A 21,005-nucleotide genomic window follows, 5' to 3' on the forward strand; every position below is an offset into this window, starting at 1 on the left:
AATTTACCTAAAGGACAAATCTGCTCTGAGCAACTTACTTGTAAGCCAACTTGATGGCAAAGCTGCTTTATTATAAACGTATATTTTTGAAGGGTTCTCTTTTATTAATGAATTAGCAAGTCTGACGGAGGCAGATAAATTAAACAGTATTTTTGATTTAATATCTTTGTTAATTGGTATAACTTTAACCCCACCTTTACTATGAAGACTATCCCACCTGCTCATATTAATCCCGTCAATTATAAATACAGTAACAACAGCTTCAATATTGCTAAATTTATCCAACTCATTTTCAAAAAAAACGCTTTCAAATGAACCATTTAAAACAACACAAACCCTCTTTACAAAGTGATTAGCGTATAGTTCGACATCACCCCTGTATGCTTCTTCTAATGTGCTATGTATATCCTTATCGTTTAGAAAAGAATCTACTGAAGGGAGGCCCATTTTAGCTTTTTGTGAATCGATAATTTCTTGAGCTGTCAAATCAGCGGCCTCGGTAGCATATCTTCTTAATTTTGAAGTGGCATTTAATTTCTTTTTAAAGTATTTATTAGCAAAGGTTTCGCCGAAGAGTTCTGAAGTATCTTTGTGGAGGTCTTCAAGTTTAATAATTTTATTATAATTAATGTTACTTAAGTGGCTTTTCTGTGACCACAGATGACTATCCAAGTCTTTACTTCCAGCCTCCATTACATAGTCATTAACAAAACGTCTAAAAGTTACTTGTTCTGATTTACAAGCAAGATACTTTTCAACCTTTTCATGGAATTCAGTTTTTCTGTTAAGCCTTGTAACAAATTGATTCAAGTAAGCCGAAACGACCCTTTCTAAGGGCTCTCTAATCACAACAATTCTATACTTGGATAACTTTGCCTTTTGCGGTGATACATAATGATATTTTCTCATGAAAGTTATAGGGTTGGTGTCACTCTCAAATTGATATTGTGACTCATTAACAAAAACCTGCTTCCATGAGGTGCATGCATTCTTTCGGATATAAAGGTAGGAAATATCAATGCCATCGATAGTAATTTGATAATGGTTTGCTCTATTACGCATTGTCTTATTCTTTTAGTAAATTAATCTCTCTGTCAATTGTACTATCGTAGCCGCATTGAATCTCGGCACGTTCCGAAGCATTACGAGAGAGGCTCTCAAACAGCTCTGGATCACGATAAATTTTCTCTATTGCATTTGCTAATGCGATATGGTCTTCTGGCTCAGTAAGCAAGCCAGACATTTCATCAACAAACTCCGGTACAGCTGCAATCCTCGTTGTAATAGGAACTAACCCTGATGACATAGCTTCTCCTCGGGAAACCCCTTGAGTATCCATCCTGGTGGGGCATAGAAAGACACCATAATCCTTATGGACTTTTGCTATTTCCTCGTGAGTTAAAAAGCCTTTTCGTAAAATGACATTCTCAAAGTCTTTTAGCGGTTGTGTTAATGATTCAAACTGAGGGCCATCACCTACTAAACAAAATTCAAGATCGTTAAAGAACGGTCTTTTAGCCAATTCTAATATTGCTTTGACAGTTAAGTCATTAGCATAGATTGCATTAGCATATGGTCTTATGGACAGTATCTTTTTTCTTTGCTCTGGATTTTTCTTAGAGAAATTAAACAGCTTTGTATTAATAAAGTTATGTATCACTCTTACTTGTCCATTAGGAATGGATACATCGTAATCCTCAAAAACTTCGTTTCTAAAATACTCCGATACAAATACTATTTTCAAATTTGGATGTGAGTTATTTAATATTTTTTCCCAAAATGCTTTTGTATTTATGCCAACTTTCTTTAGCACGGCTCTCTCTATAGATGAGTCAAACTGAACCGCCCTTCTTTTCCAGTACTGGATATCTGCCCCATGTGTCCACACGGTTATTTTAGTATTCTCCAGATACTTCTCTAAGACACTCCATATTTTGTCATTGAGAAAGTGTACAATAATATTCTTATAGCACCCTGATGATAAAGTTCTTTCAAGTAACTTTAGACTCCCTTCACTGACATCAATATCTTCAAACTCTCTGAATGGCTTACATGACTCCTCCGTGACCCTGAACACATCAACTGACATACCTGCTTTTTTATATGCTTTTACTCTTGAGTGTAAAAAACCAAACCTATATAAATTATCATAAGCAGGGTATTGTGGAGTGACTACTAAGTTTTCTGACTTACCCGTAATAGCAGTAGGTACCTCAAACATCTCACCGACTAATATTTGGTTTAATGCCAACTCACCAGCCCCTTTGAGTTTAATCCCCACCTTAATATATCGACAATTAAATGGAATATCTAAAGCATTAAAGGAGCCATTTACCGGGTCTTCAGATGTTGATAGTTTATTATGGTTTTTATCATAATAACCGAAAAGTATGAAAGCACCCTCAAATGTTATACCAGACTCTACAAAGTATTGATTATTAAATAATAGATTCACATCCTCGCGGCTGTACTTCTTGTTGAAATATATGGCTGAAAATTCTTGAGCTGGTTTATTAGATTTTACAAGGAGTTTCCCATCTTCTATCTTGAAATATAGACCTTCAGTATCTTCGGGAACAATTTCATATAGCTCTTTTGCACTTATTGAAATTATATTACCATCTGATGTTGTCTGAGCAGAAAAGTCACCAATATTTTCAGAAAGTTCGTACTGATAAATGGAATCTAACCCCAAATCCAGAGAATTAAGATCATTCACTAGAGAGTAGTCAACTTGGTCATCAACCTGAACCTCACAGTAATTGAAGGCGTCAATAGACAGAGCTTTAACTGCAATGTATTGTCTAGCTTGACTCTTCCATAGTTGTGTAATGGCACTAAGGTCTAACCTATCTTTTTCTACTAAAGTTGAAAAAACCGAGGCTTTATCAACATACCGATATTCATTACCGTTTTCTATAAGTTGAAAACCATTATCATTATATTCGTAGTAGGTTGCTTTTGTGATAACTGGAACTTCTGAATAGGACAAGGCAAGATAAAGATCAGTTAAGTAGTTTTTCCCATAATATGCGCTTGGACTAAAAAAGGCACACACGTCAGTTCCCTTTAGGGACTTATACTTACTCAACCATGCCTCCCTACTATTATAATAAATGATATTAGAGTTGAACTCTTCGGGCTTATCCAGAGGGCTATTTACATAAAGAAACTTACTTTTGTGATTCTGTCTTTTAAAAGATTTAACTATTGAATCTAGCTCTTTATTGTTATTCGCCAAAGCAAAGATATGAATTCCTCGTACTCGTTCTTTTAAAGTGGTACCTGATAGTTTTGAACGAATATAATCTAGTCTGTTACTGTATGTGTGCTGAGACAAGACTTTCCTCAATCCCTGTAATCTGTATTTCTTATAGAACAATTCACTAGCTAAAGTATCGTCTAGCTTATCTATTAATGTTTTAGGATTATCAGAAGCTAAAACTAGATCTCCAAAAAGTAGCCTCATTCCTCTCGAGTAATTACTTACCGTTATCGTATTTGATGCTAGAAGCTCAAAAACCCGACGTGCAAACATACTTTGCGACTGTTTAATGGTATTAATATTTATTCCGTAACGATAACCTTTGTAGGCTTTGTCAATTTCAGAAAAACTCAACCCTCCAAGAATATAATTTTCAAACTCAACTGGAAAGTTATAGTGAGGATGCGGCTTCTTATGGTTTCTATCATAGATATCAATACCTTTGTATGATTTTGCTAGCCTGAGAAGCCTAGAAAGATCAACCTTCCTCTCCGGGAACCTTGTGTAGTAGGAGCCTGCAAAACAAAAACGGTCTTTCCTTTCGTACTTCTCAATTGGGTTATGATATTTTGGTTGTGCAGCAAATGGTAAGGTATATACTCTCTTATGCCCTAATGACTCTTGGTATTTTGAAATGCTATCAATGTCTGTCGTAAATACATAATCAACATGCTTAGCAATAGGCAAAAAAGTATTGTGGTGTAGGGGATCTTCTTTATTCCAAAAGATTGTAGGGGTATTGTTTTCAAAGCACCAGTCGATACAACCAACAACTTCCAAGGAGCAGTTGCTAACTTTTTTGCTCCAGAGCTTATCCTTACCTAACCAAGCGGACTCAATAAATAAAAAGTCTGGCTTAAAAGCTTCCAGCTCACGCTTATACCCACTTGGTGTAACTTCCAATATGTCACAGTCTGGAGAAAAGCAGTTCAAAGAAAAGTCATCCATTATTGCTGCAATTCTCAGTTTTCGACCCTTGACTCTGTCTCCAAATAGCTTCTCTATCTTAGGTAAATTTTTTTGCGCAATATTATGTTTAGGGGCGGCTAACCCTTCTCTTATTGGTGCTCTAAATAGATAGCTGTTATAGACACTCTTACTACCTTTTTTATCTCTAACATCAACATAAATCTCGTAAATTGTCTTTGGAAGAATTAGAGCAGAACGCCAAGATTTAAGGGCCCCTATAAGAGCTGAACCTAACCTATAAGATACTGATGAACGTAGCTCTTTAACTTGAGCCTTCAAAGCAAGATGCTGGTTAATTAACTCTTTATACTCATCAACTGGTAGATTTACTGAGTTTTTATCGTTGTTATTCATTCTACTCTCAAATACACTTTTAAAACGTTCAAGGTTGCGTTTGTCACTATTTAGATTCCATCAAGCCTAATGCACGTGTTAATAAGTTTCTAATCTCCTGATCTTTCTCTTCGTTTCTAACACTTAAATATGTTTTTATCTCTGTAGTTGAAATATCGGGCGTTCTTGGTATATAAAACACTTCAACAATATCAGATAAACTATCAAACTTACCTGCCCAGTCATCTCCCATAACAAACAGTGAGGCACTCTCTCGTATAATATCTTCCCTTTTCTGCTCCCAATTCTCTTCTGGGAAAACTTTATCTACATAGCGGCAGGATTCGAGCAGAAGTTTTCTTTGTTGGTAAGGGTAAACTGTACGCTTACCCTTTAGTTGATTAAAACTATCAGTAGAGCACCCCACTACTAACTTACTCCCCATATCACTTAACCGCTGTAACAACTTCACATGACCAACGTGAAATAAATCAAAAGTTCCATATGTTATAACTGTTTTCATTCAAGCCACCAAGTGATCAATAAAGGTTGCCAAGGATTTACTCAGCTCGTACACATTAAAACTATCCGTAATATCGGGTCTTTTTGTTAAAGTTGTTATTTGTTCATCCGAAAAGTTAAATGTATTTTGGAACTGCGGCCAGTTTTGCACTCCAATCCAGTCATCATTTTTCAAAAGAGCTGGAAACTCAGACACTTTATCAGTAAAGGTTATACCAAGCTGAGACTCAAGGTTACTGGCGAATCTTAGCCCCTTATGTTTTATAGCCTTAGTATTAACCAGCCGGTTTATTTCAATATCAAGGGCATTTATACCACTGTTCACTCTTTTAGGCTCAGAATAATCTATGTTGCTCATACCAATCCTTTGACAAAAATCGTCTAAGGTAGAGCTGCATTCTTCATATATTGCTAATTCGAACCGTCCCTTGAAAATTTCATGTAGGGCGCAAAATGCTTGCGGATAATCAAAGACATGTTGGTTTTTTTTTATCCAACCATTAATTTTTTTTTGGTTTTTGTGCCTTAACGTAAACTCTCGGTAGTGCCTTAAGATATAGCCATATAAATTACGGATATAAGCAATACCTCTTATATCCTCAAAACCCCACTGCTTTAGCAAGACTATAAACTCTCTCAATGCCCTCTGAATAATCGGGTTTGACAGTGCTTCTGAAGATATAATAGCAAACTCTACACCCTGCTTTTTGGCCTCAAGCAGCTGTGTTTTCATGTCATTGGTATGCTTGTCCCAGTCTGGTTTGCCTAGAGAATAGAATAATTTGGTATGCCTGTAACCAATTTCTTTGCTAAAAAACAGACCTGCTGTTGGGTAAAAGCCGCGGTGATTATCCAGAATATAATTTTTCCGAGTGTGGAAAAAGTTCTGGATACTTGATGAGCCCGTTTTATATGCACCGCAATGGATTATAATTTTCACTTAAACCTCAGAGTTTATATCTAAATTTCTACAGGGAGCTCTGCTTTCCAAATGTTTTTTTCAAATACAGCCTAAGCTTGTCAAGTAATCCGCCGGTTCCTGAACTAGTACTCTTTACCCTATAATATTCAAGATCATGTAAAATAATGTCGTCATAGGGAGCTTCCATATTCAGAACTGCTTTATCGGTTATTGGATATAGTTTCTTATCTTCTAAGTCTGAGACAATATCTTTAGCTAACTCTTTAGTTGCATTATGTACCTTGATAATGGCCTCATCCAGCTTAAAACCGGAGTTTTTGAAATATCTATCAAACTTTTTCGGCCCCATCATTTTTAAAGGCCCAAACTTATACTCCTGTAAAGGATATATCTCCTCGTATGGGAACCAATTTTTCTTAAACCAACGTCTGAAATCTTTTGATTTATAGAAGTAACAGTCAAAACCCTTAATCTCCTCTCTGACACCAATAAATATGTCAAAGCCCATAAAGTATGGATAACCGTTATCAAAAATCATATCGCTATTAGGAACCAGTTGAATCAATCCCGACTCAAAAGTTTTAGAGGTGCCTAGCTTAAGGCCGTAATTTTCTATGTCAGCTAAAAACGCTTCCAAATTCTCCTCGAAGTCTTCAGGTACCATGACATCAACATCATCATCCCAAGGTATAAAACCATTATGTCGGGCTATACCTAGCAATGTTCCTGAGTGTGCGAAATATTCGATATTATGCTTTTCTAATAACTTTAATACCACATGGGTAAAGCGATAATACACGGCTCTCTTGGTAGGGTTCATTATTAGCGGTTCTATTAATTCTTTTACCATTATTTCCTCTTGGAGCATAAATACAATTTACAATAAGCGTTTAATGACCGGCAGAAGTCTCCTGCCGCTCTATTCAGACAATACCTGATACAGTCATACGACCTCATCAGACCTTGTGCATAATCTCGATGCCATCAATGTCTTCTATTTTGTGATTAAAGGAGCCAGTTTTTGACTTGTGAACCTTATGAGTGAACAATGACTCAAGAAAAAGTGCCTTACTGTCGCCCACAAAACAGGAGTCTTCGATCTTAGAGAATCCTTCATATAGTTTTTTATAGTATTTAATCAGCCGCTTTTGAACCAACCGTGAATCTAAGGTTCGTGTCCAATGATTTGCTGCACCAGCTATTTTCCATAAGTCATACTGTTCTCCGTCCAGTAACTCTGCCCCAACTCCTGAAAGTATCAGTAGTTTGTTGGACGGAATTTTAATGAGGTATTTGTTATTAATGGTTGTAACCTCAAAAATATTGTTATTTTTAGAGTGGTAGTAACTTGGTTGAACATATTGATTAACTTTCAGGGCCGGATCACCATCATAGGGGACACCCAGTTCTTTGAAGATCTCAGGAACAGCTTGATTGAGTTCATTAACATGGATAATTTTAACTCTATCAACTCCCAATAACTCGACCGCATATCTTATTATCAGGTGATAAGGTGGAAATAAGCCCTCTCTTTGTTTTTGGATTTTTAAGCAATCATAAAAAGAACTATCAAAAACATCTTTAAACCGTCTTTCGTGATCGTAAGACTTCACATTCCATCTTTTACCAAATATAGAATGGTGCTTACCTATATTATACCAATAATGCGAAAAGGCTCTCTCAATTGGTTCTCTAATATTAAAAATAAGTATTAAGTCTTGCTCTCCAAGTATAGACTTTATATTTTGAAGCACCTTAGTGTAGCCTTGTATACCTGTGTGGCAATAAGGTGGAGAGGACTCAAAAATAACTCGCTTACCGTCATGATTAAACTTGCTTAGGTACTTATCCAAGGTAATTGAATCATCCATGAAGGCCTTGATTTCTTTTTCTTCCTCTGGAACGCAGCACATATCATTATTGGTGAAATGTCTATGCAGCGTTGTAGTCCCTGAACGAGCAAAGCCTAAGTTAATTGCAAATTTCTTACCTATCATCTAACAAGCCATTAAGGATTATAGAGATCAGTAATAGCTTCAATAGTATTTTCAGCATGTGCCTTGTCTTCACACATCTCTACTTTCGGCAAATACCAATTATTCATAAAGTTATCAAAATGATGTTGTTTATATAAATCCAAAAGTTCATGGTCTTTTAAGAAGTTTACTTGAGCCTTTTCCATAACTAGCTTTTTGTCAAAGTATGACTTGTCTATGACATTCGTAATTGAGTCGCTTCTTTGCGCATAATAGATAAGGTGAACCTTACTTGTAAATGCACACATTTTAGAATTAATCAGAACTTCCCAGCCATATAAAGTGTCTTGTCCTGCAGCACCTTCAACATATTTGATATTATTGCTCAGAAGAAAACCTCTCTTAATCAAGGCTGGCTGCGTAGCAACCACAGGGAATTTTCCCTGTTCAAAGTAACTAGCCATAGGATCGTCAATAACATAGATTTCTGATGAGGTATGTTTACCGATAATACCTACCTCACTATGTATTTTTGCATGATACCCAGAGATAAAATCTAAGTCTTTATATTTCTCATCCTGTAAATAATTGTAGAGAATGTCGTAACCACCAGGACTTATTTCATTATCTGGGTCGAGGAAGCCGATATACTCTGTACTCGCTAGCACTACACCTTTATTACGAGCTCTTGATGCACTGCCACTTGCCGGAGCATCAAGTAGACAAGCTTTAATATTGTTATATTGGCTTGCTAGTTCGGTAATGATTTCTTTAGTAATACCATCTGTTGAACCATCATCTACAAAGATAACTTCCATCTTTTCCCAGTTGGCATGCCTCCTAAGTGAGGCCAAACATTTATTTACCAGATACTTCCCATTATTGTAAGTTGGTACAATAATGCTATAGATGGGCTCTTTGTGGGAAATGCTCTCTTTAAGCAGGCTTGTAAAGTAGTCCTCATTGTAACTAAACGGATCAACCATATACCCAGAACCAGTTACACCGCCACTGTCCTCTAGTTCATCAACCTGAACTGGAGCAATAAAATCATAACTAAAAAGTGTTAAGTACTTGGATGCAGCCTGATTAACATAGTAATGTCCCAACTTCGAAACTTCAGCTAATGTCTCATTACCTTTAATTTCAGGTTTGGTAGTAAATTGCGAATTCGTGTATGCAAATCCGTTTAACAAATTCTCTAAATAGTCAGGCTTATAGAAAACCCCATTTTTAAAGAAAGTAAAATAGCGGATATCTTTATCTTTAAAAACAGTCTTGTAGTCCTGGATTAAACTCATAGACATTGGAACAACATTATTCAAACTCTGTAATTCTATTTGCTGTAGCATATCTTCAGAGTCGTAAAAGATAGCAATATTACCAATATCATCAGAGTTATCTTCAAATCCAAGAGCGCTTAGCATCTTCCCTACAATCTTATAACTGCACTTATTGCTTATTATATTTCGTGCTGCGTCATTAGATAACTGATATTCGTTAAACTCTCTTGCTTCACTCGTATCAAAGTCATACTCTAGGTTTTGCAAAGTAGGCAAAATCCTGACATTAGGAAAATTATTTAAAGTTGATTTTGCATAGTTCGAAATTATATTAGTGCACTGCGCCTGCAGTTCATATACACGCATCGCACACATTGTTGGACTATGTTTGATCGAATTAAGATTAATACTAAATCGGAAAAGTTTATGAAGCTTCTGAAGGACTTCATGTGATACAGGCTTATATAAATAGCTTTTAAACCTATCAGGAAACTGTAACTCTTTAGCATTAAGCCCGTAATTTCGGTCTAAAATAACAGGCTCAACATTTGAGTCCACTATTGAGTCAAGAATGATGTCAGCGTCATTGCAGCGCTCTTCATATCGCCTTGCATAAGACCCCGCAAAAAATGGATGGTTAAAAACATATTTCCTACAATCAATCGGGTTGTTTAACTCAGTATTTACACCATACTCACCGTAATAAACCTCTTCATGCTGACACTCTTTCTTGTACTTATCGACCATATCTATGTCTGAAGTAAAGATTGCATCAAACTTTTTAGCTATGGGTAAGAAGTATTCAAAATTACTTGGGTCCTCAATTGATTGAAAAATAGTTTTAGCGCCAGTTTCTCTAGCATGGATAAGTATATTATCTAAAGCGCTTTGCGGAGACTCCCTAAACTTAACACCCCTCCATTCTTCCTCGTTAAGTCCTTTCCAGCAAGTTACATAAATAATAATATCTAATTTATTTTCACTTAGGACAGTCTTATAATTACTGGGACTCAAATAAAAGACTTCCTCAAATACATCTTTGTAATAGTTATACATGTATTCATCAGTAACTATACCCACTGAGTAAGGTTGCTTTTTATATAACTTCACTCCATTCGACGTATCCAGATTTGAAGCTAGTTTAGAAGCAATATCCATGGTTAAATTACTTTTTACAGCTGAGGGAGCTGTAGGCTCTGTATTAGTTATGGGTACAGTGGTAGTTTTAATAGCCTCCTTACTATTACCTTCAGCTATTGGCTTATTATCTGTTACAACTTCATTAACGTATATAGCGTTAATGACACAACGGCCAGTTCCAGATATTTTAACAAATGGTAAATAGCGACGGCACCTTTCCGATGGTGTATAAATAAAACCTTGAAGTTGACTCTTTTGGATTAGGTTTATACGCTTTAAATCAGCGCCAAACTCGAGAACTCCAACCTCTACTTTAGTTGAACCATGCATTTCACATGAGACTTCTATCTCTATAGATTTAGACTCGGCAGCAATCCCGTTAACCATAGAGATATTGTAAAAATCTCGCTCACTACCGTTAGCAACAATATAATAGTTGATTTTACTGTCACTCTTATCAATGATTGTCTTTTCTTTATAGTTAACAGCTACATCACTTTTATTGGTTAACAGCGAGTACCAATTATTCCATACCTTTGAATCAACCCCATTGCCTACCTGTACATTAATAAGAGAAGAATAAAGTTTCTTTTGTTTATTTGGTATAAACCTTTTTAAGCGGCTATGTCTAGGTTGAACTGTATACTCTGCAATCATTGTTTATTCCAATCATAAAGTTGTATCGCTTCCATCTAGGTTAGGTGAAGCTATAATTAATTTACTGGTTTAGCAACCCCTTAGTGTCAATTATTTTTGATATAGGGATTTGGCTGCTTGCCAACATGTCGAACTCTTTATGGTCTACGAGGATTAAATGGATATCAGCAGTTTTAACTGCCTCTTCCTGACTAACAAGAGTCCCGCCTTTAAAGCTGGAGGGGAGCTCCTTAATATTAGGCTCAACAATTAATACATCCCCTTTGTGCCAGTCTGTTAACTCTCTCGCTATATCAAGAGAAGGGCTTTCCCTTAAATCGTCGATATCTGGCTTAAAAGTAATTCCGTAACAAGCTATAGATATGTCTTTTATACTGATATCTGGATTATTTGACAGGTGGTCAGCCACTTTTGATTTAACTTTTTCAATTACCCAGTCAGGTTTATAGTCATTTATATCCCGAGCCATTTTGATAAGCTTTGCTTCACTAGGAGTTTTAGACACTATAAACCAAGGATCTACAGCAATGCAGTGCCCCCCTACCCCAGGTCCTGGCTGTAAAATATTAACCCGTGGATGCCTATTAGCTAAACTGATTAACTCCCACACATCAATATCTAACTTATCACATATTATTGATAACTCGTTCGCAAAAGCAATGTTCACATCACGGAAACTATTTTCTGTTAGTTTAGCCATTTCAGCTGTTCTAGCATTGGTGACAATACAGTCACCTTGAACAAAAACTTTATAGAGTTCTACGGCTTTTTCTGAACACTTAGGTGTTAAACCACCAATAACTCTATCATTTTCAACTAACTCTCTAACAACTTGGCCTGGTAGCACCCTCTCTGGACAATGTGCAACGAATATATCTGTTTCTTCTCCTATTTGATGAGGAAAGGATAAATCAGTCCTATATTCGGCTAGCCAGTGTGATACTTGTTCCGTAGCCCCTACTGGAGAAGTAGATTCTAAAATAATCAAATCACCTCTTTTAAGTACTGGAGCTATCGTTTCACATGCAGACCTTATGTAAGAAAGATCTGGCTCGTGATCACCTTTAAATGGTGTAGGTACCGCGATTAAGAAAGCGTCAGATGGTTCAGGTGTGTCCTGAGCTTTTAAGTATCCCTCTGAAACGGTGGCATGAACAATTATATCCAAGTCCGGTTCAACAATATGGATCTTTCCATCATTAATAGTATTAATAACTTTTTCGCTAACATCGATGCCTGTAACACTAACTTTTCGCGAAGCAAACATTGCAGCAGTCGGTAAGCCAATATAGCCTAACCCAACAACAGATACTGAGTCGAATGACATTAGTAAAACCTTTTATTATTATTTAGAAAGTACAGTTAGGATTCTCTCACATGCCTTGCCATCACCATATGGATTATGTGCAAAGCTCATTTTCTCATAAGCACTATCATCTTCTAACAAAGTACTTACTTCTAAAATTATTTTTTCTGGATTTGTACCAACAAGTTTAACGGTGCCTGCAGCAACAGCTTCCGGTCTCTCAGTTGTATCTCTCATAACTAAAACTGGCTTACCAAGAGACGGCGCTTCCTCTTGGATACCACCAGAGTCGGTTAAAATTATATGGGACTTATTCATCAGAAAGACAAAGGGTAAATAGTCCAATGGATCAATTAAATGTACATTACTTTGATTGTTCAGAAGTCTATTTACAGGCTCTTTTACATTAGGATTTAGATGAACCGGATATACGAACTGTGTTTTGGGAAACTTAGTGGCCAGCTCACTAATTGCGCTACATATTCTTTCAAAACCATCACCAAAACTCTCTCTGCGGTGACCGGTAATAAGCACAATTTTTTGTGTATCATCTAAGAAACCAAACTGTTCCGCTAAGTTTGACTTCAGCAGCTCATCTCCCTCAAGTTTCTTAACAACCTCGAGAAGTGCGTCAATAACTGTATTACCCGTTTTATGAATACTGGCTTCTGGCACTCCCTCTTTAACTAAGTTGTTTTTTGAATTCTCAGTAGGAGCAAAATGCAAATTAGCTATAGAGCCAGCTAACTTTCTATTACCTTCTTCAGGCCAAGGAGAATAGATATTACCGGTTCTAAGGCCGGCTTCTACATGCCCAACACTTACTTGTTGATAGTAGGCCGCTAATGAAGCAGATAAAGTGGTTGCTGTATCACCATGTACTAAGACGTGATTAGGTTTGAAATCACTTAAGATATCCCTTAACCCAGTCAAAATACCACAAGTTATACTTGTAAGGTCCTGCCCCGGTTTCATCAGGTCCAAATCATAGTCAGGAACGATATCAAACAAATCTAAAACCTGGTCCAGCATCTCACGATGCTGTGCAGTAACACAAACTTTGGACTCGAAGCCACTTGCAGAATCAAGCAATTTTACAAGTGGGGCCATCTTTATAGCTTCAGGCCTTGTGCCAAAAACAATCAAAACTTTTTTTTTCTTCATATTAAATTCTATTAAAAATGCTCTTTGTTAATTTATTTTGTTAACTCAATAATTGTTGAGTGAATAATCCTACCAATACTAAATAGCATTAAAAGAATGACAGCTAATAACGCTAGGTTGTAGGTAATGTCAGGATAGGTACTATCTTCTGCAATAGTCGGTTTTTCAACTGTAACCAAATACTTTACTTGCCTGTAGGCTTCCACTCTGGACTTTTCAAGCGATAGTTGAGATGAAGCGTAAGCCTTGAGGGCCAACTCCATATCCACTTTTAATCCAATAAACTTAGAAAGTACCTCACTAACGGAATCTCCGCCATCATTATCAGCAAGTCTATTCCGTTCCAACTTTAGCTGTTCCTCAATGGCTTGAATTTCCCTGACAATGTTAGTTACCGGTGGTGCGTTGTCATTCATGATATTCTTAGCGGCTTTCAACTCTGCTTTTTTCTGTGCAAGCATTGCCTCCATTGAATATGTAATCTTTTGCATCGCCATACCTTCTGCCTCAGGATCAATAAGACCGTATTGGTTCTGGAGCTCAAGTAATTGCTTCTTTGTCTCTTTTATTTTTGCCTCAATAAGCTGGTTTTCTTTTTGTATAAACCTTAATTGCTCTGTGGCTAGCTTATTACTAATTTCATTTATATAAGTTTCAGCACGACTGACAATTTCATTGTTAAGCTTATGGGAAAAATCAGGGGTGAATCCCTGTACAATTACTGTGATGACCTGTGACTTATCATCAATAGTTACTTCTACGTGCTTTTCGTAATAGGCATAAAAGCTCTCTTTACTGCTATCTGCTTCAAGTTTTGAGAAGTAATCACTTGTAGCTGTTTCATAATGATCTTTAAGGTCCAATTTTTTGTCCAAATACTCGAGAAGGTCTGAAGAGTAGATAAAGGCCTTAACGAGTTCAGCATCCTTACTTGTTGACTCTACACCTAGACCTGAAAGGATCGCCATGCCTGTGTCCATTGTTGCCGCACTATCTGGCTTTTCGACAATTATTTTAGATTGGCTAACATATCTAGGTGCTGCGAAAGTCATTTGGTAGAAAAAGAAAACAAGCCATGGAAAAACAACAAAAATAAAAAAGGGCTTTTTAAAGGTTTGCTTAAGGTTTACCCCCCCCAATTTATTACTTACTTTTCCATTATTGCTCTTCTCGTCTTTTTTTACTTTATTTTTTGATTTTTTTGGCACAATGGAATGAGCTGCTCCCGCTTCTGTCTTTCCAGGCACAGAATTATTAGCTTCTTCGTCTTTTTGAATCTTACTTTTAACCTTCTTCGCATACCAGTTATTTAGATACTTTACCCTTTTCATTATTCTGACTGATAACTCTGGATAAGACTCTTCAATATCTTTAGCATAGCTCAGTAAATATTCAGAACTATTCCATTGCTCTTCTGAGACCTTGGACTTTATGGCAAGAAAATCATTTTCAACCTGCTCACTAAAATCATTATTCATTATAATTTCCTGTAAATAGAAATTGCTTCTTCCAGATCATCATAAAAATTTAGCTGACCTTTTTTTATAACAACAGCACTATCGCAAAAGTGTCTAATCTCTTTTATGTCATGACTGACCATTATTATGTTAGCACTGACACTTTTATCCATAAGCGCTCTTTTTGCCTTGCGCTTAAATTTTTGGTCCCCAACTGATGTGGCTTCGTCAATCAGATAAATATCGAAATCTATCGCTACGCAACAAGCAAAAGCCAAGCGAGCTCTCATACCACTTGAGTATGACTTTACCGGTAAGTCATACTTATGTTTTAGCTCAGCAAACTCTTGAACTTTTTTTTCATATTTGGCTAAATTCGCCACCCCGTTAACTCTTCCAATAAAACGAGTATTTTCTCTACCCGTCATTTGAGCATGAATACCAGTTGAGAGAGCCACTGGCCAAGAAATAGAAGCCGATGAGGATATGCTTCCAGAGTTAGGGTACTCACTCCCTGCTAACATTCTGAATAAAGTAGACTTACCCGCCCCATTTGCACCTAAAATCGCTATATTTCTATCTTCTGGGAATGAAAAAGAAACATCCCTTAATATGTACTGGTTACCGAGTTGTGATGGGTAGTATTTTGTTACATTATTCAAATGAATCATAAGCTAATCGCTTGCTTCCAATATCTTTTATATACGACTAAGGCGAGAAACAGTAAGCTCAAAGTGCATAAATAAACATATTGCTGGCTCACACCAACCGCACCAAAATTAGGATATGCGGCCTGCCTAGAAAGCTCAATTGCGTGTAACAATGGATTCCATTCTAAATATGGCCAAAACTCTTTTGGAATATCTTGGAGACTGAAAAATACGGCAGATATAAACAGCATTGGACGCTGAGCCATTTGCTGAAACTTAGTCACTTCAGGAAAAAATGCTGAAGAGATAGAAAATATGATCCCAAGACTCATTGCTATTATCCAAATAAGAGTAAAATTTATTATTACAGTTATAGGATCATGCAATGTTAAGTCTATATCTATAAACCACATAATTATTACTAGCACCAATATAACCACAATCTTCACAATATATTCAAACAAAGAAGATGCAACGAAGGAGCTAATCGGAACAACCTGCCTAAATGCATAAAGTGGCTTATCTTTTTGTAATGCTTTAGATGAGGCGCTCAGAGTGGTCAGGAAAAACGTCAGGCTTACAATTCCATAAACCATAAAAACAAACGTTGGCATAGAGTGCGTTTCAGCACCATTCATCGCCCCTCTAATAAAAGAAAGAATAAAGATGAAACTTACTGGCTGGATTATTGCCCAGCTTATACCAAACTTGTCATTAAACTTACTCTGTAAACCTCGAATAAATAACGCGAATATGACATCCTGCCATATTCTTAGCCTGTTACGCGTTTGAACTTTTGCCATCTTTAGTCTAAAGCAACATTTGCTGCTACAGCAATTTGATAGATGATCTGAGTCATATCTTTAACGGACTGCAAGATTTTAGCGTCGACTTTTGGAAGGACTAAGATCTGATCTCCAGGCTTAATTGAGTTATTATCGCTTGAGCTGGAAATCCATCCTGAATTTGGATTATCAATATATTTAACCAATCCATTAGCGTGGATTAGAAGGATTCTTTCGTGGTTCGCTCTCTCGGAGTAGCCACCTGCCCAGGCAATGTAATCTTCGATTGAAGCATTCTCGTTATAGACCACCGACTGGGACATTAATACTTCTCCGCCAACATGTACTAAATTGGATTTCTGAGGTATTACAATCTCATCGCCCTGCTCAAGCAAGATGTTAGCGACATTGCCATTCTCTGAAACGATCACTTTGCCTAATGGCTCAATTTGCTTAGCTCTTTTTACAAAGTCTGAAACCAGTCTTGCTTCCTGAGTTCGGATAGTCCCTTCGCCAGTTGACTGTACAGGTGCTGTATAAACACTCCTTTCAAGTCTTTCTAAAGACTGGTCTATCATTTCCTTTTGCTTTTCAGCAACGCTTTTCCGCAATATATAGATATTCTCGAAATCTGCCAGTTCAGGATCAACTTCCACATGATTAAGCAGGTCATAAAGCTTTGTGCTTTTATCGACCGTGTAATGGGAAGGCCCTAAGTGACTTCCACTGACTTTAATGTCGTATATTTGTGCATCCCAATCATCATTGAAAAGTAACTTGTCTCCATCCTTCAGTGTGAAGTTGCTGAATTTTTTATATGGTAAATATACAGAAAACGGGCCATCCTCACGTGTGCCAGCCACTCCTACGTGACTAATTTTTGATAAAGGTCTAGCGTATGTAATTAGTTCGCTTCCCTGTGCTGTTTCATCCTTAAACTCGAATCTAAATGGATTTCTAGCACCTTCGCCCACCGTTACTGTGGCACCCTGCTCAGAAACAAAAATGACGTCTTTATCCTTAAAGTTAAATTCAGGCATTTCACCTTTTTTTAGAAAATCATATAAGTCAAAAACCTGAACAGGTTTCCCTTGTCTTAACACAGAAATCGTTCTATAGCTTCCTCGATCAGCATCGATCCCACCGGCTCTTTTTAAATAGTAAAGCAGACTGTCTGATGGCATACCGGCATATTGTCCGGGCCTGATTACTGGGCCAGAAACAAATACAGATATAGGCGTTGGACTCAGTAAGTTGACATAGACTTCTACATTGGACTTGTATATTTGTTTTATTCTGGAAGTTACTACCTTGTTGACTTGGCTAGCCCGAGTATTTGCTAGTTGAACAGGTCCAATATTCGGTAAAAATACATTGCCCTGATTATCAACTGTAACGACCTCAGCAAAGTTTATCGCCCCCCACATCCAAATGGATACTTTATCCCCAGGGGCAATTAAATAATCATCGTTTACACCATCAATTCTTTCACTTTCGTAACCACCTGCAAATAAGTTTGCGCCGTAAGGTGGAGGCAGGTTTCGTTCTGAAGAAGGTAATAAATACTCGACCCTTTGCTCTCCTGGCAATAAGCGTCCTTTGCGAGCCTTATTCACATACTGGCCTGACTCTAATTTATTACTGGGTGAAGTCACAGACTTATTTGGCTGCTGGTTGAGTAGCTGTGAGGTGTCAAAATCAAATGAGGAACTGGATAAAATTTCTTCTTCAGACGCTGCCTTACTAACATCAATGGATACTATTAAAAAGATGGCTACACTAAGTAATAATTTGAGAGAGAATTTCATATCTAACACTGTATCACCCCTCCATAAATTCAGAGGTACGTTTATCCATAAGGCTAGGTATTAAAAACCAACCTTTCTCAGACTTACAAATTGATGTTTCGTAACTAACGGTAACTTTGCTGACAACCTGTACTTCTTTACAGTTAAGCCCTAGTGCAGACATATAGTCCCTACCCAGCTTCATTTGCTTATTATCATAAGTAAAATGCTCTCCTGCTTTTTTACTTTCTAAGGATGCTTGCATGCCCTCAGGTAAGTACTCCCCAGAAGGATGGCTTTCACCATTAATAAGAGGAACCGAAGCATAAACTTCGGGAGGTGCAGATACACAGGATTGAAGGAATATCAACGGGCAAAAGGTCAATATGTATATAACTTTCTTATTTAGTAGCATACCATCTCTTTTAATTATGTTTGACTCTACATCATTAGAAAGTGGTGTTACCCACCTGATGATAGAGCCTGCTTACTTCATCAAGATTAATTAAAGGGCCATCGTCCATGAAATACCAACTGTGTAGCGATCTTTTTGGTAGCCAAAGGTGTCTATAAGTTCACTATTACCTTTCAGCTCAAAATCAAATTGGCCATACTTACTAGGGACCCTATACTTAATCTTAACTCTTGTAAAATCCACGGCTTCGGTAGATATAGAGTGATCTCCGTCCCCACCATCGCTATTCATATCAACCTTAGACAATGAAATATTGAGCGAATGTCCATTACGGAAATGGGTAATACTACCAAGTGTCAAGCTTTGAGTGTCATTGTCGTAAGTAGAAGCAACATTAACCCCTTCCGTACGATAACCAGTCTGATAAATGTGATTATTGTAAGTTAGGTCAGGTCTAAACTCATTCTCTGTATCCGCATATTCCAAGAACAGAGTTGTTGAAAAGTCATCAAAATATAGGTCAGTATCCATGCCTAGCTGATATACTTTTCTTGACGGAGCATAACCTGCCTCGTCTTCACCAATAAGCTGGCCATAGAGAGATGAATTTAGTGAATCAAATGGCAGATGATATTTGAAGTCGATACCGGCTAACTGATTACCTGGCTCGTTACTGTAGTCTTCACAAGATAAGTCGCCTTCATCACAGTTATCAAGTCCAATAAGCATATCAAAAAAGCTAGAAGCGGTTTCAGGCCTTCCTTCTCCACCCCATTGAGCAGTTCTTCTCAAACCAATCTCAAGAGAATTAAACGGCCTAAAAGAAATACTCAACCCTAATAGCTTAGCATGCTTGACATACCTATCGCTCTCTAGCTGTCCTGCAAAGGCTGTCATTGTCCATGGACCTATCCAAGATAACCATGGCGTTTCGAAGCTATCGGAATGGTTTCTCTGTAAAACGATAGAAGGTACCGGTCTAGCATTATTCGAAAGTATCAGCGAAGAATCCCAACCAGGCCCCCACCAACGCTCTTGTGCACCTACTGAAATAACCCAGTTACCCCAAACAGTAGCAAGATACGATCCGTCCAGACGTACTTCTTCTCCATCCAGAGGGTCTAAAACTTGTGAATACTCCAGACCCCAGGCAATATTATCACTCATAGCAGAAACACTAAGAGTTGCTTCAGCTTCTTCGCGTCGCTCATCACCATAATTTCTTATTATTTCGGCTTGATTGGCAGCTCTTATGCCTAATGAACTTTTTGCTCTGTGATTTGTTTCATACCTAGCCTCCCTAAAAACTCTCAAATAAACAGGGAGCATTCCTTGACTGATAGTACTCCTATCAGCATCTTCCAGATCTTCTATTATAGAGGACCACATTAAAGGCCAAGTTGTGATTGGCGACTTAATAATTCCTTCTCGAGACAATTTCTCAATATCTGCCCTTAATTGAATATTGTCAGTTGACACCCACGGCTTTGCATTAACTGAGACGTTAAAGAACAAACAGACTACGAGAATATAAAGTGTTCGGGTCATCAAGGCGTTGGTCCTTGCGCAATAAAGTATGGATTCAGCAGCGATTCTTTTGTGTTATAGCTTAGCTCTTGGTCGGTATCATACAAGAAGCAACGGCCCCCTGCAGCACTAAGCACCGCATGAGCCGCAGCTGTATCCCACTCTGAGGTTGGCCCCAGTCTAGGATATATATCTGCCTTCCCTTCGGCAACAAGACATATTTTTAATGAACTTCCCATAGGGACCAGTTCATAATCATCAAACTGTTTTAGGTAATCGAGCATCTGTTCTGACTGGTGAGAACGACTTCCGACCACTCTTAAGGGGCTAGAAGGGGTCTGACTGACAGCGATTGAAGTAACTTCATCTCCAACCTGTTTCTTCGCTCCAGCGCCTTCCACTCCGTAATATAGAGTATCCAATACGGGCGCATAAACAACACCAAAAGTAGGTTTACCATTACTGATCAGCGCGATATTAACAGTAAACTCGCCGTTCTTCTTAATGAATTCTTTTGTACCATCAAGGGGATCAATCAGCCAATAGGTTTCCCATTGCTGTCTTTCGGACCAGTCAATATCGGCTGATTCTTCGGACAAGATTGGGGTATCAGGAGTTAACTCAGTTAATTCTTTGACAATATACTGATGGGAAGCTAGATCTGCTTCTGTAAGAGGAGAGTCATCAGACTTCTCATAGACTTCGAAGTCTTTTTGGTAAACGGCCATTATTTCATGGCCTGCCTGGATTGCTATATGGTTAACTGTTTTTATCAAGCTTTCTGTTAGTAGCTCTTTGCTCATATTTTATCCCATCAGTGATTATTCTTCCTGCTTTGGGTACGCTA

At 37.6% G+C, this 21,005-nt stretch carries 16 protein-coding genes; all 16 read right to left on the reverse strand.

Annotation, left to right across the window (positions count from 1 at the left end):
• Positions 1 to 3: 3 nt before the first annotated feature.
• Positions 4 to 1,062 carry a sulfotransferase family 2 domain-containing protein gene (locus tag H7708_RS04460; RefSeq protein WP_223669270.1) on the reverse strand — a complete coding sequence of 353 codons (1,059 nt, stop codon included), beginning with the start codon at positions 1,060 to 1,062 and terminating at the stop codon, positions 4 to 6.
• A gap of 4 nt (positions 1,063 to 1,066) precedes the next feature.
• Positions 1,067 to 4,588: a glycosyltransferase gene (locus H7708_RS04465; RefSeq protein ID WP_223669271.1), complete on the reverse strand. Its 3,522-nt coding sequence runs from the start codon at positions 4,586 to 4,588 to the stop codon at positions 1,067 to 1,069.
• A gap of 46 nt (positions 4,589 to 4,634) precedes the next feature.
• Complete coding sequence (locus tag H7708_RS04470; RefSeq protein WP_223669272.1) at positions 4,635 to 5,090, reverse strand: adenylyltransferase/cytidyltransferase family protein; 456 nt, start codon at positions 5,088 to 5,090, stop codon at positions 4,635 to 4,637.
• A complete protein-coding gene (locus tag H7708_RS04475; protein ID WP_223669273.1) occupies positions 5,091 to 6,029 on the reverse strand; it encodes a hypothetical protein in 939 nt (312 codons plus the stop codon).
• Positions 6,030 to 6,057: 28 nt separating this feature from the next.
• Entirely contained in the window at positions 6,058 to 6,861 is an 804-nt protein-coding gene (locus H7708_RS04480; protein WP_223669274.1) for a LicD family protein, read from the reverse strand.
• Between the two features lie 106 nt (positions 6,862 to 6,967).
• Entirely contained in the window at positions 6,968 to 8,008 is a 1,041-nt protein-coding gene (locus tag H7708_RS04485) for a hypothetical protein (protein WP_223669275.1), read from the reverse strand.
• Between the two features lie 11 nt (positions 8,009 to 8,019).
• Entirely contained in the window at positions 8,020 to 11,067 is a 3,048-nt protein-coding gene (locus tag H7708_RS04490) for a glycosyltransferase (protein WP_223669276.1), read from the reverse strand.
• A gap of 61 nt (positions 11,068 to 11,128) precedes the next feature.
• Positions 11,129 to 12,394: a UDP-N-acetyl-D-mannosamine dehydrogenase gene (gene wecC, locus H7708_RS04495; RefSeq protein ID WP_223669277.1), complete on the reverse strand. Its 1,266-nt coding sequence runs from the start codon at positions 12,392 to 12,394 to the stop codon at positions 11,129 to 11,131.
• 18 nt (positions 12,395 to 12,412) lie between these two features.
• A complete protein-coding gene (gene wecB, locus H7708_RS04500) occupies positions 12,413 to 13,537 on the reverse strand; it encodes a non-hydrolyzing UDP-N-acetylglucosamine 2-epimerase (protein ID WP_223669278.1) in 1,125 nt (374 codons plus the stop codon).
• 32 nt (positions 13,538 to 13,569) lie between these two features.
• Entirely contained in the window at positions 13,570 to 15,015 is a 1,446-nt protein-coding gene (locus tag H7708_RS04505; protein ID WP_223669279.1) for a lipopolysaccharide biosynthesis protein, read from the reverse strand.
• Positions 15,015 to 15,665, reverse strand: a complete 651-nt coding sequence (locus H7708_RS04510; protein ID WP_223669280.1) for an ABC transporter ATP-binding protein — start codon at positions 15,663 to 15,665, stop codon at positions 15,015 to 15,017. Before H7708_RS04510 ends, H7708_RS04505 begins: the two co-directional genes overlap by 1 nt.
• Positions 15,662 to 16,447, reverse strand: coding sequence for an ABC transporter permease (locus H7708_RS04515; protein WP_223669281.1), 786 nt, complete (start codon positions 16,445 to 16,447; stop codon positions 15,662 to 15,664). The genes H7708_RS04510 and H7708_RS04515 overlap by 4 nt, the downstream gene beginning before the upstream one ends.
• A gap of 2 nt (positions 16,448 to 16,449) precedes the next feature.
• Positions 16,450 to 18,237 (reverse strand): polysaccharide biosynthesis/export family protein, encoded by a 1,788-nt coding sequence (locus H7708_RS04520; RefSeq protein ID WP_223669394.1) that lies wholly within the window; start codon positions 18,235 to 18,237, stop codon positions 16,450 to 16,452.
• Between the two features lie 13 nt (positions 18,238 to 18,250).
• A complete protein-coding gene (locus tag H7708_RS04525) occupies positions 18,251 to 18,631 on the reverse strand; it encodes a hypothetical protein (RefSeq protein WP_223669282.1) in 381 nt (126 codons plus the stop codon).
• 90 nt (positions 18,632 to 18,721) lie between these two features.
• The gene (locus tag H7708_RS04530) at positions 18,722 to 20,179 is read right to left on the reverse strand and encodes a capsule assembly Wzi family protein (RefSeq protein WP_223669283.1); all 1,458 of its coding nucleotides are present in this window, start codon (positions 20,177 to 20,179) and stop codon (positions 18,722 to 18,724) included.
• Complete coding sequence (gene cysQ, locus H7708_RS04535; protein ID WP_223669284.1) at positions 20,179 to 20,961, reverse strand: 3'(2'),5'-bisphosphate nucleotidase CysQ; 783 nt, start codon at positions 20,959 to 20,961, stop codon at positions 20,179 to 20,181. Before cysQ ends, H7708_RS04530 begins: the two co-directional genes overlap by 1 nt.
• Positions 20,962 to 21,005 lie beyond the last annotated feature (44 nt).

It is taken from the genome of Kangiella shandongensis, assembly GCF_020005365.1.
Lineage (GTDB): Bacteria > Pseudomonadota > Gammaproteobacteria > Enterobacterales > Kangiellaceae > Kangiella > Kangiella shandongensis.

Coding starts and splice junctions, on each gene's coding strand:
- H7708_RS04460 (WP_223669270.1), bottom strand. CDS start 1,062: ATGCGTAATAGAGCAAACCATTATCAAATTACTATCGATGGCATTGAT.
- H7708_RS04465 (WP_223669271.1), bottom strand. CDS start 4,588: ATGAATAACAACGATAAAAACTCAGTAAATCTACCAGTTGATGAGTAT.
- H7708_RS04470 (WP_223669272.1), bottom strand. CDS start 5,090: ATGAAAACAGTTATAACATATGGAACTTTTGATTTATTTCACGTTGGT.
- H7708_RS04480 (WP_223669274.1), bottom strand. CDS start 6,861: ATGGTAAAAGAATTAATAGAACCGCTAATAATGAACCCTACCAAGAGA.
- H7708_RS04485 (WP_223669275.1), bottom strand. CDS start 8,008: ATGATAGGTAAGAAATTTGCAATTAACTTAGGCTTTGCTCGTTCAGGG.
- H7708_RS04490 (WP_223669276.1), bottom strand. CDS start 11,067: ATGATTGCAGAGTATACAGTTCAACCTAGACATAGCCGCTTAAAAAGG.
- wecC (WP_223669277.1), bottom strand. CDS start 12,394: ATGTCATTCGACTCAGTATCTGTTGTTGGGTTAGGCTATATTGGCTTA.
- wecB (WP_223669278.1), bottom strand. CDS start 13,537: ATGAAGAAAAAAAAAGTTTTGATTGTTTTTGGCACAAGGCCTGAAGCT.
- H7708_RS04505 (WP_223669279.1), bottom strand. CDS start 15,015: ATGAATAATGATTTTAGTGAGCAGGTTGAAAATGATTTTCTTGCCATA.
- H7708_RS04510 (WP_223669280.1), bottom strand. CDS start 15,665: ATGATTCATTTGAATAATGTAACAAAATACTACCCATCACAACTCGGT.
- H7708_RS04515 (WP_223669281.1), bottom strand. CDS start 16,447: ATGGCAAAAGTTCAAACGCGTAACAGGCTAAGAATATGGCAGGATGTC.
- H7708_RS04520 (WP_223669394.1), bottom strand. CDS start 18,237: ATGAAATTCTCTCTCAAATTATTACTTAGTGTAGCCATCTTTTTAATA.
- H7708_RS04525 (WP_223669282.1), bottom strand. CDS start 18,631: ATGCTACTAAATAAGAAAGTTATATACATATTGACCTTTTGCCCGTTG.
- H7708_RS04530 (WP_223669283.1), bottom strand. CDS start 20,179: ATGACCCGAACACTTTATATTCTCGTAGTCTGTTTGTTCTTTAACGTC.
- cysQ (WP_223669284.1), bottom strand. CDS start 20,961: ATGAGCAAAGAGCTACTAACAGAAAGCTTGATAAAAACAGTTAACCAT.